This window comes from Chamaesiphon minutus PCC 6605, from assembly GCF_000317145.1.
In the GTDB taxonomy this organism is placed as follows: Bacteria; Cyanobacteriota; Cyanobacteriia; order Cyanobacteriales; family Chamaesiphonaceae; genus Chamaesiphon; species Chamaesiphon minutus.
In genome coordinates, this window is the sequence record NC_019697.1 from 1,563,425 (window position 1) to 1,579,765 (window position 16,341).

A 16,341-nucleotide genomic window follows, 5' to 3' on the forward strand; every position below is an offset into this window, starting at 1 on the left:
AATCCCCCTTAAGAAGGGGGACTTTAAAGCCCCCCTTCTTAAGGGGGGTTGGGGGGATTTAGATCTCGAAACGAAGCCAGTTAGAGTTTCTAAACATCCTCTAAAATTGAATACGATCGATCGCCGTTTGTACATCCTTATCCCCGCGTCCCGAACAGTTAATGACAATTTTGGGACTACCTGATAATTGCGGACAAAGAATGTCTAAATACGCGATCGCATGAGCCGTTTCTAAGGCCGGAATAATGCCTTCTAATTGTGAAAGTTGTTGAAATGCAGCTAGAGCTTGCTCATCGGTCACGCTATAGTATTCAGCCCGTCCCAGATCCTTTAAATAACTATGTTCGGGGCCTACACCTGGATAATCCAAGCCCGCACTGATCGAATGAGCTTCAATAATTTGTCCTTCCTCATCTTGCAGCACGTAACTCATCGCGCCATGCAATACGCCGATTCGTCCATGAGTAAGCGTCGCCGCATGTTGGTCTGTATCCAGCCCTTTACCAGCAGCTTCAACGCCAATTAACCGCACATTTGGTTCTGTCAAAAATTCGTGAAATAATCCCACGGCGTTCGAGCCACCACCGACACAAGCCAGCAGAATATCTGGTAATCCGCCCCATTTTTCGAGACACTGTGCGCGAGTTTCTTGGCCGATAATTGTTTGAAAATCCCGCACGATCGTCGGATAGGGATGAGGCCCTGCCGCAGAGCCTAAAATATAGTAGGTTGTCTCAACATTCGTCACCCAATCGCGAATCGCTTCAGAAGTAGCATCTTTGAGGGTGCCAGTTCCTGACGATACTGGGCGTACTTCAGCCCCCATTAATTTCATCCGAAAGACGTTCAGAGATTGACGTTGAATATCCTGAACTCCCATGTAAATGATGCACTCTAAGCCAAATAAAGCGCAAACTGTAGCTGTCGCTACTCCATGCTGTCCGGCTCCAGTTTCCGCGATAATTCGCCGTTTCCCCATTCGTTTGGCGAGGAGAGCTTGACCGAGGGCATTGTTAATTTTGTGGGCACCCGTGTGGTTTAAGTCTTCTCGTTTTAGATAAATTTGGGGGCCACTGCCATCCGGTTTGGCATACTGTGCGGTTAAGCGTTCGGCCAAATATAAGGGCGTGGCACGACCGACATAATGCTTGAGCAAATGGTTTAACTCGGCCTGAAAGCTTGGCTCGTGCAGATATTTTTGGTGAGCCTGCTCTAAATCCTGCAAGGCAGGCATGAGGGTTTCTGGGACATATTGACCGCCAAATCGCCCAAACCGACCGAGCCGATCTGGTTGCTGGACTTCGATAAACATTGGAGCGGGAGTCTTGCTAATCATTGGTTTGTTGAGAGTAAATTGTTGCGAATGAGTAATTTAAGTTGTTGCCTAACTAAGTGCCAGCGATTGAAATCGCCGCTTGTGGTGCAAAGTCCGCTTACGCGGACTGATTAAATAACGTGATGTTGGGTGTGTTGGGTTAAAGAATAAAACCCAACCTACAGATCTAATTGATGAAAGAAACTTTGGTTGGGTGTGTTGGGTAGAGCAAAGCGAAACCCAACCTACAGATCCTTGTTAACTCCACCCACAGATCGATTCCCGTTGCGGAGCTAATGCGTATCGCCAGAGGCGAGGCTCCGCCAACGCGTAGCGTCTCGTAGCGCAGCGTCTCCGAAAGGAGAAGAGAAGCGCGATCCGATCCTCACTAACTAACCCTTGTGCAGGGGAGTTTGAGGGGCGGCACCCCGCCCTTCAACGGGGGGTCTGGGGGAAGCCTCCCCCAGATCCGGGTTCTCTTAGCACCAGTAACTTAAAACTAAGCACCAGTCCAAAATTTAATCAGCCAGAGCTGATTGAAACGCACAACACAAATCTTCCAGTGCCATCAACCCTTCCTCCGGCGTGCCATTAGCCAAAGCATTGACACAGGCACTGCCGACAATGATGGCATTAGCCCCCCATTCCCTCATTTGCGCTACTTGTTTGGGTTCTGAAATTCCAAACCCAATCCCGATCGGTTTATCAGTGACTTGGCGAATTTGTTGCACTAATGGGTAAACCTGCTCGGAAACTTGAGTACGCATCCCCGTTACTCCAGTCACGCTGACAAGATAAATAAAGCCGCTCGAAGCAGCAGCGATTTTCTTAATTCGATCGGGCGAACTAGTAGGCGCGACGAGTAATGTCAATTCGATCCCGACTTTTGCTGCCGCGTCGAGTAGTAATTTGGATTCTTCTAAGGGTAGATCGGGCACGATTAAGCCTCGAACTCCGACTGCGGCAATTTGGTCTAAAAAATGTTCGATCCCCCGACTTAAAATGGGATTGTAATAAGTAAACAAAATTAACGGCGCATTCAATTGGGGAGTCACGTCGGCAAGCATTGCTAAAATAGCGTCAAACGTTATTCCGCGTTGTAAGGCGCGCGTCGCCGCAGCTTGAATAACTGGCCCATCCGCCAATGGATCGGAGTAAGGAATCCCTAATTCGATCGCACTGGCTCCACACCGATCTAACACCTTTAAGGCGCGCGCCGTCGTCTCTAGATCTGGGTCTCCTGCCATAATAAATGGAATTAAACCACAGGAATTACGAGAATTTTTCGTTAATTTTAACGATTCAAAACGATGAGAAACTGAGGCAGTCATAATTATTTAGTTTGATAGAAGATTACCGATCGATCTATAGATATTGGTGGTGGAGGGCGGGTTCGCTTGGGAGATAATTGTTTTCAGCAAGAATTTATAGCATAAACCCGCCCCTACAGTTGGTGTAAAAGAATTTTTATATTCATGGATCTGTAGGGGCGGGTTTATGCAAGCTAATATCGATCTCACTAATCGATATCGGACGAACCCGCCCTCCCCACTAGCAGATTCCAAATGGGTTCAACAATGGCCAGTCATCAAACATTGAACCGCGCTTTCGATATCTGCTTGTTTCATCAAAGCTTCCCCCACCAAAACCGCATCTACACCCCACGAAACTACTCGATCTAACTGAGATCGATCGCCCAGCCCCGACTCACTAATTGTGGTAATTCCTCGGTCTTGTAAAATATCGCGGCGGCTAGCTAATAAAGTTTGAGTTGTGGTCAAATTGACAGTAAAAGTAGCTAGATTGCGGTTATTGATCCCAATTAAACGTAAAGAGGGTAATGACAAAACGAGATCGAGTTCGGCTAAATTATGCACCTCGACTAAGGCTTCCATCCCTAACTCTTGAATTAAACAGAGCAGTTCGCCTAATTTTTCCTCACTCAGCATCGATGCAATTAATAAAACAGCATCGGCACCTGCCAACCGCGCGAGATAAACTTGAATGGGATCGATAATGAACTCTTTACATAACAGCGGTAGATCGACTGCTTGCCGAATGCGATGTAAATTTTCAAAACTTCCCCGAAAAAACCGTGTATCTGTCAGGACAGATAGACAAGTTGCGCCAGCACGTTGGTATGCTTGAGCGATCGCCACTGGGTCGAAATCTGACCGAATAACGCCCCGGCTGGGTGATGCTTTCTTTACTTCAGCAATTAAACTGGGCTGTCGCTCGCTTTGCTGTAAAGCTTGCTGGAAATTATGACAAGGACTGGTTTTTTTAACTCGGTTTTGGAGATCTTTGAGATCGTAATGCTGTTGTAGCAGCTCTACTTCTTCTTGCTTGTAGCTGAAGATATCCTCAAGAAAATTAGGCGATTGAATAAGTTTTAGCAACATTTTTGATGTTTTCAGTTTATGGATAATTCTTGGAGAGATTTAGAATTTGTTAAAGTTTCAACTTGCTTAAATACCACCGGATTAGTATAAGCATTGATGACATTTTTAATAATACCCAGACCGACATCTCCCATCAGTGTCATAATCGATTCTGGATGAAATTGAACTGCCGCAATCGGTAAATTTTGATGTTCGATCGCCATGATCGTGCCATCTTCAGTGACTGCCGTGACTTGCAGTTGTGAGGGCAAACAATCGGGAATCGCATACAAAGAATGGTAACGACCCGCATCAAAAGCAGTAGGTAAGCCTTGGAATAAAATTGACTCTGGATCGGTAATCTGAATTCGAGACGATTTACCATGTTGAGGATAATCCAGAACTCCTAATTCTCCACCGTAAGCTTCGACAATGCTCTGTAATCCCAAGCACACCCCAAAAATCGGAATTTGTCGTTTAACACAAGCCTGAATCGTTGCAGTTATCCCAAAGTCGCTGGGTTTGCCCGGTCCAGGCGACAATACTACTAAATCTGGCTGAAGCCTGTCGAAAACTTGCTCGCAAAAACCATGCCGCAAGGTTGTTACCGTAACACCGCACTGACGAAGATAATTAGCCAGGGTGTGAACGAAAGAATCTTCGTAATCAATTAACAGCACTCGCTGATGAGCTTGGGTAAGGGCGGGATGATGTTCGACCACAATGTGCATATTTTTCAGGTCTGCATGATGTTCGATCGCCGCGTGCGGATTTTGTTTGGCGGACGAAACTTTAGCAGATTTAAGCGTTTGGAATGCCGCTGCCCCTTTTAATAAGGTTTCCGCTTCTTCTGCTGCGGGAATAGAATCATAGAGCAGTGTCGCGCCAACGCGGACTTGAGCGATCGAATCTTTCAACTCAACAGTTCGCAAAATTAACCCTGTATTCAAATCCCCTTTAAAGGTCAAATAACCAACAGCTCCGCCATACCACCGTCGAGCACTGCGTTCGTGCTGTTCGAGAAACTCCATCGCTGCTTTTTTGGGCGCGCCAGTGACGGTAACTGCCCATAAATGGGATAAAAAGGCATCAATGGCATCAAATTCAGGGCGTAATAATCCTTCAACATGATCGACTGTGTGAATTAAATGACTGTATAGTTCGATCTGCCGACGACTGAGTACTTTGACGGAACCAGGCTGACAAATCCGCGATTTATCGTTGCGATCGACATCAGTACACATGGTTAACTCAGATTCATCTTTGCGAGAATTGAGTAACTCTAAAATATTTGTGGCATCTTCGATCGAGTTGCTACCGCGACGAATCGTACCACTAATCGGACAGGTTTCGACTCGGCGATCTTCTACTCGTACAAACATTTCTGGAGAAGCACCGACTATATATTCCCCCCCTAAATTGAGGATAAAACTAAAGGGACTGGGATTAATTTTTTGTAAAGTCTCAAACAGAGTGACGGGAGGAATATCGCAACTTTCAAAAAAACTTTGACTGGTAACTACCTCAAACAAATCGCCGCGCCGAAAATAATCTAAGGCTGTTTCTACTTTAGCTGCATATTCTCCTGGGGCATGGTCGGCGGTTTTGGTTAGGGCTAACTGTTGTCCGCGATAATCGATATATTCCCCCGTTCGTGGTAGATCTCGATTGGTCTGTCCATCGATTTCAAAATCGTACTGTAACTGAAAAGCCTGTTGTCGCTGATAATCGACGATCGTTAATTCATCGGGAAGATATAATACTAAATCTCGTGCATCGGTCGATCGCGGTAGTTTTTTAGTCATTTTCTCGAATTGAAAGACTAAATCGTAACCAAATGCACCATACAACCCTAAATACTCATCATCACTACTATTAAACGCAAACATCACTTCCCGAATTAAGCTAAAAACCGAAGGTTGTTTGCTGCGTTCTTCTTCGGTAAAAACTTGAGTGGTAGGACGGATAAATCCCGTAACAAGCGCGAGATCTCGGTCTTGAATCTCTAATGCAGGGCAGTTGGCAAGACGATCGCTCAAATAAGAAATTAGGATTAGACCTCGCTGATTGAGAGCTTTGATACTAAATGTATCCTCACGAGTGCTAATTTCTAGCGGAGGATTTACAAATCCAATTGCCCATTTTTTGTAACGTCCGGGATATTCATAATTACTGGTTAACAGCCCGCCGCGTTGACTATCGAGCCGAGCCAACACTTCCTTTGTAGCCAAATCTATTGAAATTTCTTTACTGGAGCGAGAAACATGGATTTTGCCTTGAGTTGTGTAGCAAGTTGGATTAAACACGTAGTAATTTCCTTAAAAAATAGTTTCGTTAGCTCTCAAACTTTTGTAGGGGTTCCCATCTTTTTTGTAAAAAATACACAGGATTGAAGCTTGAGTTAGATCGTCAACTGCTGAAGGATGTAAAATTATTGCTGAGACTTGGCTGGGGATGAGTAACTTCACTAAAACCGAGTATTCGGTGAATCGCTAATCCTAACCCTGTCATCTAGATAATTATTTTGGAACGAGGCGTAGCCCAAAACTAGTGCATATCTAAATCATTAATTGCTGTGTTGCTTTAGGCGGCAATTAATGCATGAACTAACCATATAAATAAAATGTATTCTCTGTCTTGCACATTTCCCCGAAAAAATAGCAAATTATTGCGAAAACAGATAAATCATTGATTTTGAAAACTATTTTGTGTCACGTTGATACATTTTTGGGGTTTTATTTGTATGCTTACGAAAAATATTGCTGAAGTGACTCTGACTACTAAACCCAACTCGTTCTGAGACTTCAGCAATAGATAATTCTTGCGTGCGTAGTAATTGTTTTGCTCGTTCGATCCGGAGATAAATTACGTATTGATATGCCGTCATTCCCGTAGACTGCTTAAACAAACTAGTAAAGTAAAAAGGACTCATCCCCACTACCTTGGCAATATCCTTGAGCGACAAATCCTCTGTTAGATGCTCGTTAATGTACGAGATCGCTTGTTGTAACTTACTCTTAGACAAACCATTAGGATCTCGGAGCGACTGGTTTTTGGTACAATATTGGCGAATCAGGTGAATTGACAGGGCTGAGATCAGATGCTCGACATAGAGATGACAGCACAATTCACCCGATTTAAGTTCTGAAATTAGCCCTAGGCAACATTGGTAAATTAGCGGATCGGGCGTGGCAAAGCGGGGTAAGATTTCGATCGACTCCATACCTGTGGATTCATAGGCAATTTGAGTCATAAATCTTGGCTCTAAACACAATAAAAAAAATTCCCATTCTCGATCCCAGCTCTGCTTATTTTTGGTATGGGCGGGAAAGATCGTAATATCTCCTTTGTCAAACTGTTGATGCAGTTTACGATCGCCAGACCAACGCCAAATCGGAATTTGGGGGCTGTTATTAATAATAATTGAATGGTAAGTACTAGAGAAGTACGGAGTTTCCCAAGTAGACTGGCGGTGATATTCAAGAAAAGTCCCCTTCCATTCTAGTTTGTGACTTGATAATAAAGGTTTTTTAGGTAATAGCTGTGAAAGATCGGAATTTCGATTGCCGAAAATGAGGCTAGGTTGCTCGCTTTTTGATAGCATTTATATTTTTAAGTTAGAGAAATTGGCAATATAATTTGATTCACTCCATTAACCCCAAGTTAGAGTTAAAGGAAGATATTTTATTCAAAAAATATAAATAGCATTAACCTATTTAGGGACTTGCGCGAACAAAATACCCCACCTATTTGTGGGTTTAGATTGTGCCTATGGCAGCCCATATCCACAAACTTTGCTCAACCCTAAAAGGTTGAGCGAAGCGATGTACTGAGCTAAGTCGAAGTGTCGAAACCTGTCAGACTGGTAAGTGATTAAATTGCAAGCCCTTTAGCTTACAAGCTTTACGATGGTGGGACAGTCCGAATGCCAGCAAGGGCGTATCACTCGATGTTCAAGTTTTTGAAAACTGCTGAAGTGTATGATATGGGATGAAGGATCGGTATAGAAAGGTAAAGACATGCTACTCAATAAGCCTTTGCCCTTCATCGAAGACTTTATCAACGAATTGAACAAGGGACTGAAAAGTTACAATCCAGATGGGGGCTTGAGCAGAATTCAGCGTGGATGGATCGGATTCTGTCTGATGGGCATAATACTGACGAACAGCGTATGCTGGGCAAGATTTGAACGGGTGAGCCTGGGGAAATACAGCCTGGGAGCCTTATCATGGATGTTTCGCAAATCCAAACTGCCATGGGAGATGATGCTTCAAGTTAGTATAGCAATAGTGCTCAAGCAGTATGGTATTTCTGGAGGTACTTTGGTGACTGACGACTCAGATCATCAGCGCAGTAAGAAGACACCAAGGTTATTCAAAACCCATAAAATCAGAGACAAAGGTAGCGGGGGATATATAAATGGTCAAAACATAGTGTTATTAATACTAGTTACTGACAAAGTGAGCTTGCCAGTTGGATTTGAGGTCTATCAACCTGACCCTCAACAACAAGCATGGACAAGAGAAGATCAACGTCTGAGAAAGAAAGGTATCGCGAAAAAAAACCGCCCAGAGGCTCCACCCCATAATCCAGACTACCCAACTAAACCAGAATTAGTGTTGCGATTAATGGAGCAGTTTCGGAAGCACCACAGTCAAATCAAGATCAAAGCCGTCGTTGCTGATGCACTATATGGTCAGGCAAAATTCATGGATGCAGCATCAGGCTTATTTGGTGGAGTCCAAGTCATTAGCCAATTGCGTTATAACCAAAATATTCGTTTTCGAGGCCGAAAACAAAGCCTAAAGCACTATTTTTCAAGTTATCCGGGAGTTCCTCAAGAGTTGAGTATTCGAGGTCAACCTGCCATTACAGCCAATGTTGGAAGTATCAGAGTGGAAGTTTGTGCTCACGGAAAAAAGCGATTTGTGATTGCGCTGAAGTATCCGGGTGAGCAAGATTATCGATATTTAGTTGCTACGGATCTGACTTGGCGCACCATAGATATCATCCAAGCGTATACACTGAGATGGTTAGTAGAGGTTTTCATCGAGGACTGGAAGTCTTATGAAGGTTGGGCGCAGTTGGCCAAGCAAACAGGTAAAGAAGGGACAAGCCGTGGCCTGACCCTGAGTCTGTTGCTTGACTTATGCCTCTTGCTTCACCCGAGACAAATAGCCCGCGTTGACAGCAAGCTGCCCGCATATACTGTGGGCAGTCTACTCCGCAATCTTCAGATGGAAGCTTTGTTGTTATATTTTGAGCAGTTGCTACAAGCACCTAATCCGGTTGAGCAGTTGAATCAATTAAGTCAATCAGTTCAGGAGTTTTTCCTTTTGAGATCGTCTGGTAAACATATGAGTGGTAGAGATTTAGGTCGCTTAGAACCCACTCCCTCCCTCAATCGTCGAGCTGTAGCTTAAAAACTTGAACATCGAGTATCAACGCGATCGTCCAAATAAAGAAGCCGATGCGCGGTGCAGGTCAATATGGTGAATAACAATTTGTAATCTAATCCATCTGCCCTGATATTAGATACTATTGCCAATATTTTAGCTCTACCTTTTGGATGATATATCCAAAAAAAGCTGCTCGCGATAACAATCATATTAAATCAGTCATTTGGCCGATTATAACTAATCCCAATTGTGCAGACGAGCGCATTACGTTCGTCCATTTTGCCGATCGTTATGAATAATCCCAATTGCACTCTAAACCGCAGAGCGACTGAAGCTCATATCGATCGATCGAGGATGAGAATCTTTAGATATAGACACTTTTTGTAGAGAAATTATCTGGTGCAATTACTAGACAATTATCTTAAAAACTAATAATTTATCTGTTTTCGCAATAATTTGCTATTTTTTCGGGGAAATGTGCAAGACAGAAACTACATATTGTTTATATGGTTAGTTCAGGTATCAATTAGGGTATACGACTTGTGACAGATAGCAATCTCTCTACGGTTTTCGATAAAGCTAGTGTTCTCGATTTCCTCAACAGCAAACTGAGTGGCAACTCCTACGTTCGGAAAAACTTAGTTGCCAACAAAGCCGAATATAATCCCGAGATTCTCGAACCTGGATTCATCCATGGTTGGGGTCTTTCCCACCGTCCGTCAGGTGTCGGCGGGCATTTTTGGGTCGTAGGCAATGGTTCGGCCATTTCCTACCAGTTTGTCGGCGATGTCAATGGTACTCCCTTGTTTCAAGACGAGATCGCATATATGGCAGTACCCCCCAGTGCCAATGGTGACAAAGCAAGTCCCACCGGAACTGTATTTAACGGATCGAGTAATTTTGTCATTACTCAAGACGCTCCAAATGGCCCGATTACCGCACCGACAAAGTTTTTCTTTTCGACGATTAATGGGGAGATTCACGCCTGGACAGAGCGCAAAAAGGCAGATGGCACATTTGATTGGCCCCTTGAATCCATGCCAGTCATCGATCGAGCGGCCCAAGGGAGCCAATACTTTGGACTTGCCGTCGATAAAGCTGGCGACCATCTCTATGCCGTTGACGTTAGTCTGCGTCACACAATTGATGTCTTTGATGGCAACTTCAATGACATAACATCTACAGTGGGATTCGTCAACCCCTTTGACGGTGGGGATGGCGTCCAAGTGGGCGATTATGCACCATTTAATATTCAAACCTTGGTCAATAAGGACGGCACAGAATCAGTATTTGTCACCTATACTACAACGCGAGAAGCTCCTCCTGTCAATTCTTCAATATTTTTTGCCGAACCACCACCACCGGGTGCTCCGCTCTCATCTACTAAATTTGCCGAATTTGATACTAAGGGTAATCTCATTGATGTCTGGGAGGATGGTGACAAGCTCCAGGCAGCTTGGGGAATAGCTTACGCACCAGACAATTTTGGCGGATTATCCGATACTTTACTAGTGTCGAGTTTTGCTGATGGTACCACTACTGCATTCGATCCCATCACCAAAAAAGCGATCGATTATCTCCGCGATGAGGAAGGTAAACCACTGATAGTAGACGGGATCTGGGGAACCCTTTTTGGTAATGGTGCGAGCTTGGGCGATACCGATTCGTTCTACTTTGCCGCAGGACCCGATGCTGCAAAAGATGGCGTTTTTGGCCGATTACGTTGGGATGGTTCGCCGCTATTGCCCGACGATGCCCAGGTTGCTGATTTTACACAGCTCGCTGACAAATTGCTGGCACAAGATCCCTCGATTCTCGGTGGCGATGGCAATGATGTCCTCCATGGCACCCAAGGATCGGACTTTTTCCAAGCAGGTAAAGGCAACAACACCATGTTTGGCCATAAGGGCGATAACGTTTTTGCAGCAGCAGAGGGCAACGATATCGCTCATGGTGGTAATGGAGCAGATCTCTTCTACCTCGGCGACGGCAATAATACCATGCACGGCAAGAACGGAATTGGTATTTTTATGGCTGGAGAAGGTAACGATATCGCTCATGGTGGTAAAGATCGCGATCTATTCATTCTGGGTAATGGGAATAATACCGTCCACACTGGTAACGGGATGAATATCGTCATGACTGGTAATGGTAAGGATATTATTTATGGTGGCAACGATCGAGATTACATCTACACAGGTGCTGGAGATGATATCATCCACGGCGGTAAGGGCAATAATGTCATTAGTGCGGGAATTGGCAATGATGTTGTTTACTTAGGCAATGGAGCCGATCGACTACTCTTAGACATCGGCGAAGGCGCAGCAACAATATGGAACTTTGACGCTAACGATTCGATTAGTCTTGGTACCACTGCGAAGAAAACCGACTCCATTACCACTCAATTATCTGGATTGGATACCCAAATTTTTGCGGGCAGCGATTTACTCGCAACCTTGTTAAATACTCAAGGTAATATTCAGATCGTCTAGGATTTTCTCAAGGCAAAATTAGGCGTTTACGCTCTACTTAGATCGTGCCTACGGCGATCTAGCGTCCAGTTAGGAGGATGTCTGAGGTCTCAATTTTGTTAAGTTCAAACCGCAAAAAAACCGGATCGTACATCCAGTAGTGACGATCGAATTCGGATTATGCTCCAGCTCGATCCAGTATTAAAATCAACTCGATGTTAGTTTGAATTCTCTATTCACTCCTTTCATGAAAGAGCTAAACCCAACTACCAGCACTCCAGATCGAGAACTACCCCGCTCCGCAGATTTGGCTCAAATTTCTATCTATGGATTGAGTTTTTTATCAGCGGGTTTATTTATCTTGTTACCATTTGCGAACTTACTCCACCCTAGCCCTTGGCAACGGAGTATCGGCACCATTCATTCAGTTGCGGCATTTCTCACTACGATCGTTGCTGCCTATGCCGGACACTTGGCTTTTCCACTGATTCGGGGCACAAAAAAAATTCTCCCTCAACTGCGTACTCTGATTTTTTGGTCTACATTGCTGAGTTTTTTCGGGATAGTTTCAGGCAATTGGGCGTTTATGCGATATCGAGCAGGAATCGAGCATGGTGGAGCTAGTGCTTGGTTAAAACTAAATTCGCCACTAACTCACTATATGGTGGCGCAATATCACGAACTGAGCACAGTGTTTGTCATTCCCTTTGGTGTGGCCTGTACTTGGATCTTGTGGCGATATGGGGACAGTATTGTCGCGCCCGAATACCGTACCGTCCGAGCTGTTACTAGCATCGCCCTTATGGTGCTGATGTTTTTAGCAATGGGCGGAATGGTTTCGGGTTTGAGCATTGCCAAGATCCATGCCCTCTAATAGGCTTTAGGCTTTAGGTATTAGGTATTAGGCTTTAGGTATTAGGTATTAGGCTTTAGGTATTAGGTATTAGGCTTTAGGCTTTAGGGAATTAGCCGTTTTGATAAGTAGTAAATCATACATCATTTCAGTAACGCTAAAAAGGAATGTTTCGACAATTCTCCACCCTATCATCCCTCTCCCCTAAAACTTAAAGCCTACCATCTACTCCCTATCCCCTATTCCCTATCCCCTAAAGCCTAAAGCCTACCCTCTACCCCCTACCCTCTAAATTATGACTCGATTGCACTCTCGCTCTGGAGTATTACTCCCTTGGTATACCCGATTCTGGAATTGGTGCAAGCAATTTCCGGCGATCTTAGCAACTGGAGCGAGTACACCACCAGAAACTACGGGTATCGCGGCGGCAGCTTTAATTAGTGCGGCTATCGGTGCTGTCATGATGATGGTGACACACCACCTCACCCATACCTCATCAGACATAGAGCAATCGATCGAGTGGTTAGGCAGTTGGATTCCAGGTAGCCAGAGTACCGATCCAGTGACTGGCAATATTGGCACTTATGCAGGCGTAGAAACGGTGCTGTTAATCGGCTGGATCGTCAGTTGGGTCATCCTCCACGCTCTGCTCCAGCATCGTCAAGTCCGCACCAGAACGGTCTTCTTTGGCACCTTTGGGTTATTGGTGGCCGCGATCGTGATGTGTTGGCATCCGCTGTTTCCTTATCTCCCTCTACATTAATTTCCAGCAATTAGCTTATGCTTACCGACTCCGATTTGACTTCTTCAGATTTTACTGATGTACCCACTAGCGATTTCCATTCGGGTTTCACTGGCGTACCCGCCACCGAGGTCCATCCTCATCGCATGTCAGCCAGGGAGCTACATCGATATGTCTGGGGACTGATGGCTGTATTTGGCGCATTTGCACTGAGTTATCCGATTGCTTGTTGGCGAGTCAGTCAATCCGAGCAGTTTCGCCCCTATGGATCTCACGTCAAAGATTTGACGCTGCCAATCAGTGGATCTACTAGAAAGTAAGACGTGGCTCGATGATTAAAGGTTATTGCTGTTGAATAGATTCGACATCTTCGCACTAAAACTATCCATGAAATTCAATTCTACCTGAGTAGTTTACCGATATATTAGGCAGATCGGATCCCACTTTTATCGCGCTATTTTGATGTGACACGCGCTGACATCCAAGCAGTTAGGCGAGACAATTATGGTGGTTGATGCTAACCCAAATCGAAAGTGTGAATGTGGAGTTGATACCAGATTTCTATAGTAGCCGAAGAAACCCGACCTCTTTAGAAATATCATGCGTAAGCCCGTTTTAACGTTTTTTTATCAATATAATCCCTGGCAATCTAGCATTGGTGGGATTCAAACCCTAATTTCGTCATTTATTAAGTATGCCCCTGATGAGTTTGAGATCCGTCTAGTTGGTGTCGGCGACAAACATTCCGGGCAGATTGGGGTCTGGCAGGAAACGGAACTCCACGGCAGAAAGTTGCTATTCTTTCCCCTATTTGGATTAGAAAATGATGATGTTAGACGCTTAGTTCCCACGACCATCAGGTATATGACTGCCCTAATGGAACACTGTTTTGCTTCTGATTTCATGCACTTCCATCGCATTGAGCCGACGCTAACAACGCTCCGCTGGCATGGCGATAAAACCCTGTTTATCCACAACGATATCCGCACACAGTTGCTGTCGCCAGACGGTCGGCAGGCGATCCTCTGGAGTCTTTTTCCAAAGATATACTTTGCGTTAGAGGGATTGCTGGTGAGTCAGTTTAGCCGCATCCTATCTTGCAACTCTGACTCAACTGAGCTGTATAAAAAACTGTATCCATCGCTAGCCGAACGGGTTAATTACTACCGCAACAGTGTAGACACCGATATTTTCTATCCATTATCAGTCACAGAGCAACAACAACAACGACAGCAGTTAGCTCAAAAACTGGGACTCTCAGCAGCGACCCGATTTATTCTATTTGCCGGACGACTCCATCCCCAGAAAGATCCATTGTTGTTGGTGCGATCGCTCTCAGCAGTGAATCAGCCAAATGTACACTTATTAATTGCCGGAGATGGCGAACTAGCAGAGGCTGTACGCATGGAAGTCGATCGGTTAGGGCTGACTAAACAGGTAACGATGCTGGGTGCTCTCCAGCAAGCAGAACTAGCAGATCTACACCGTCTTGCCAGTATTTGCCTTCTGACAAGTGTTTATGAAGGATTACCGCTAGTAGTACTAGAGGCTCTGGCCTGTGGCACACCAATCGTCACCACCCGCTGTGGTGACATTCCAGCAGTGCTGACACCTGGGAGTGGCATCGTCTGTGAAACGCGGTCTCCGATGGCAATTGCGACAGCAATTGAGTCCGTTTTGCAGCAGCCAAACCTCTATTCTGCTGAAGCCTGCGTTTTAGCAGCGCAACCTTACAGTGCTCGTGAGGTTATGCATCAGATCTACAACGATATGCTGCAACGCTGGCAAGCTCGCAATCGTTCATCAATGTCACTCTAACAAACGATCGGGTCTTTAAACAATCCATTTTGTCAGCTAAAAACTAGCGAACGCGATGAAATTTCCTTAAGTTACAGAGCATATTTTCAACTACACAATCACAACAATACACAAGATCGGATTAATAACTCAATCTATGAAAATCGCTGTAATTGGCTCTAAAGGCTTGCCTCCCCAAGAAGGTGGCATCGAACACCATTGTGCCGAAATCTATCCTTCGATGGCAACAGAAGGGCATTTGGTCGATCTCTTTGCTCGGTCTTCCATTACTGGCTTATCTTGGCGCGATCCTAGTGATTTTCGAGGAATTCGGATCGTTTCTTTACCAGGTTCGAGATTCAAGGGCGTTGATGCACTAGTTAACTCGGCAATCAGTACGGTTGTTGCTAGTTTAAAGCGATACGATATCGTGCATTTCCACGCTTTGGGGCCATCTTTGTGGGTATGGTTACCACACTTGTTCACTCGATCGAAAATTATCGTCACATGTCACGGTCTTGATTGGCAACGAAGCAAATGGGGGAAATTTTCCAGCCTGTTGATTCGTTTAGGCGAACGGGTAGCCGTTCGATTTGCCCACCGCATTATCGTAGTTTCAGAAGATCTACAACGTTACTTTTGGCAAACATATCGTCGAGAAACCATTTACATTGCCAATGCGCCTGCTAGCTACGCTGAATCCGACTCAAGCTTCGCCGCTGGCACTTCATTCGGTTTAGCTAAAAACCGATACATTCTGTTTCTGGGTAGATTGGTGCCAGAGAAATGCCCTGACTTATTGATTACTGCATTTGGGCAACTTCAGCTCAAAGGTTGGAAATTGGTGATTGCTGGCGGGATCGACCACTTATCCTTTGCTAAAGATCTCATTGGATTGGCGGCAGGAAGAACCGATATTGTCTTTACGGGCGAACTTCAAGGAAGCGAGTTGGCTGAAATAGTCCGAAATGCTGGCATATTTGTGTTGCCGTCTGCACTCGAAGGACTGTCGCTGGCGTTACTGGAGGCGATGCACGAGCAGGTGCCTGTAATTGCTAGTGACCTACCCGTCCATCAGACGATCTTGGGGGAAGATCGAGGGATCTTGTTTCGGACTAATGACTTGGAGTCGTGTATGTCCAAACTAGAGTGGGCAGTGCAACATCTCCCCGAAATGGCAATTATGGCTGGCAATGCTCAGGCTTACGTGGATCGGCATCATAATTGGCATCGCAGTGTAGTGGAACACTTAACTCTCTACCAACAAGTTTTGACTTCAGGCGATGTCCACAGATCTGCTAAATCGGCGGCATTACATTCAGCCTAAAACGAGATGTCGAGCCGATCCGAACTCGGCAAAGCCTAAGCGATCCGCTGCCGCCG

The 16,341-nt window shown here is 45.1% G+C and carries 12 protein-coding genes; 7 read left to right on the plus strand and 5 right to left on the minus strand.

All coding sequences use genetic code 11. From position 1 onward, the window contains the following. Positions 1 to 100 precede the first annotated feature (100 nt). The 5 genes from trpB to CHA6605_RS07205 form a co-directional block, all read right to left on the minus strand. Positions 101 to 1,336, minus strand: a complete 1,236-nt coding sequence (gene trpB, locus CHA6605_RS07185; RefSeq protein ID WP_015158826.1) for a tryptophan synthase subunit beta — start codon at positions 1,334 to 1,336, stop codon at positions 101 to 103. A gap of 497 nt (positions 1,337 to 1,833) precedes the next feature. Then, entirely contained in the window at positions 1,834 to 2,646 is an 813-nt protein-coding gene (trpA, locus tag CHA6605_RS07190) for a tryptophan synthase subunit alpha (RefSeq protein ID WP_015158827.1), read from the minus strand. 240 nt (positions 2,647 to 2,886) lie between these two features. Continuing rightward, complete coding sequence (trpC, locus tag CHA6605_RS07195; protein ID WP_015158828.1) at positions 2,887 to 3,717, minus strand: indole-3-glycerol phosphate synthase TrpC; 831 nt, start codon at positions 3,715 to 3,717, stop codon at positions 2,887 to 2,889. 11 nt (positions 3,718 to 3,728) lie between these two features. Beyond that, a complete protein-coding gene (locus CHA6605_RS07200; protein WP_015158829.1) occupies positions 3,729 to 6,002 on the minus strand; it encodes an anthranilate synthase in 2,274 nt (757 codons plus the stop codon). 395 nt (positions 6,003 to 6,397) lie between these two features. Continuing rightward, positions 6,398 to 7,300: a helix-turn-helix domain-containing protein gene (locus CHA6605_RS07205; RefSeq protein ID WP_015158830.1), complete on the minus strand. Its 903-nt coding sequence runs from the start codon at positions 7,298 to 7,300 to the stop codon at positions 6,398 to 6,400. A 415-nt stretch (positions 7,301 to 7,715) separates the two neighbouring features. Here CHA6605_RS07205 and CHA6605_RS07210 point away from each other — a divergent pair, with 415 nt between their 5' ends. From CHA6605_RS07210 to CHA6605_RS07240, 7 genes are all read left to right on the plus strand, one after another. Next, positions 7,716 to 9,119 carry a transposase gene (locus tag CHA6605_RS07210; RefSeq protein WP_015158689.1) on the plus strand — a complete coding sequence of 468 codons (1,404 nt, stop codon included), beginning with the start codon at positions 7,716 to 7,718 and terminating at the stop codon, positions 9,117 to 9,119. Positions 9,120 to 9,637: 518 nt separating this feature from the next. Further along, on the plus strand, positions 9,638 to 11,587 hold the full coding sequence (locus CHA6605_RS07215) for a TIGR03118 family protein (protein WP_015158832.1): 1,950 nt from the start codon (positions 9,638 to 9,640) through the stop codon (positions 11,585 to 11,587). Positions 11,588 to 11,813: 226 nt separating this feature from the next. Continuing rightward, positions 11,814 to 12,440, plus strand: coding sequence for a hypothetical protein (locus CHA6605_RS07220; protein ID WP_015158833.1), 627 nt, complete (start codon positions 11,814 to 11,816; stop codon positions 12,438 to 12,440). A gap of 274 nt (positions 12,441 to 12,714) precedes the next feature. Next, complete coding sequence (locus CHA6605_RS07225; RefSeq protein ID WP_015158834.1) at positions 12,715 to 13,182, plus strand: hypothetical protein; 468 nt, start codon at positions 12,715 to 12,717, stop codon at positions 13,180 to 13,182. 17 nt (positions 13,183 to 13,199) lie between these two features. Further along, on the plus strand, positions 13,200 to 13,481 hold the full coding sequence (locus tag CHA6605_RS07230; protein ID WP_015158835.1) for a hypothetical protein: 282 nt from the start codon (positions 13,200 to 13,202) through the stop codon (positions 13,479 to 13,481). Between the two features lie 280 nt (positions 13,482 to 13,761). After that, complete coding sequence (locus tag CHA6605_RS07235) at positions 13,762 to 14,979, plus strand: glycosyltransferase family 4 protein (RefSeq protein ID WP_015158836.1); 1,218 nt, start codon at positions 13,762 to 13,764, stop codon at positions 14,977 to 14,979. A gap of 136 nt (positions 14,980 to 15,115) precedes the next feature. Further along, positions 15,116 to 16,285 (plus strand): glycosyltransferase family 4 protein, encoded by a 1,170-nt coding sequence (locus CHA6605_RS07240; RefSeq protein WP_015158837.1) that lies wholly within the window; start codon positions 15,116 to 15,118, stop codon positions 16,283 to 16,285. Positions 16,286 to 16,341: the final 56 nt, after the last annotated feature.

Coding starts and splice junctions, on each gene's coding strand:
- trpA (WP_015158827.1), bottom strand. CDS start 2,646: ATGACTGCCTCAGTTTCTCATCGTTTTGAATCGTTAAAATTAACGAAA.
- CHA6605_RS07205 (WP_015158830.1), bottom strand. CDS start 7,300: ATGCTATCAAAAAGCGAGCAACCTAGCCTCATTTTCGGCAATCGAAAT.
- CHA6605_RS07220 (WP_015158833.1), top strand. CDS start 11,814: ATGAAAGAGCTAAACCCAACTACCAGCACTCCAGATCGAGAACTACCC.
- CHA6605_RS07225 (WP_015158834.1), top strand. CDS start 12,715: ATGACTCGATTGCACTCTCGCTCTGGAGTATTACTCCCTTGGTATACC.
- CHA6605_RS07230 (WP_015158835.1), top strand. CDS start 13,200: ATGCTTACCGACTCCGATTTGACTTCTTCAGATTTTACTGATGTACCC.
- CHA6605_RS07210 (WP_015158689.1), top strand. CDS start 7,716: ATGCTACTCAATAAGCCTTTGCCCTTCATCGAAGACTTTATCAACGAA.
- CHA6605_RS07240 (WP_015158837.1), top strand. CDS start 15,116: ATGAAAATCGCTGTAATTGGCTCTAAAGGCTTGCCTCCCCAAGAAGGT.
- trpB (WP_015158826.1), bottom strand. CDS start 1,336: ATGATTAGCAAGACTCCCGCTCCAATGTTTATCGAAGTCCAGCAACCA.
- CHA6605_RS07235 (WP_015158836.1), top strand. CDS start 13,762: ATGCGTAAGCCCGTTTTAACGTTTTTTTATCAATATAATCCCTGGCAA.
- trpC (WP_015158828.1), bottom strand. CDS start 3,717: ATGTTGCTAAAACTTATTCAATCGCCTAATTTTCTTGAGGATATCTTC.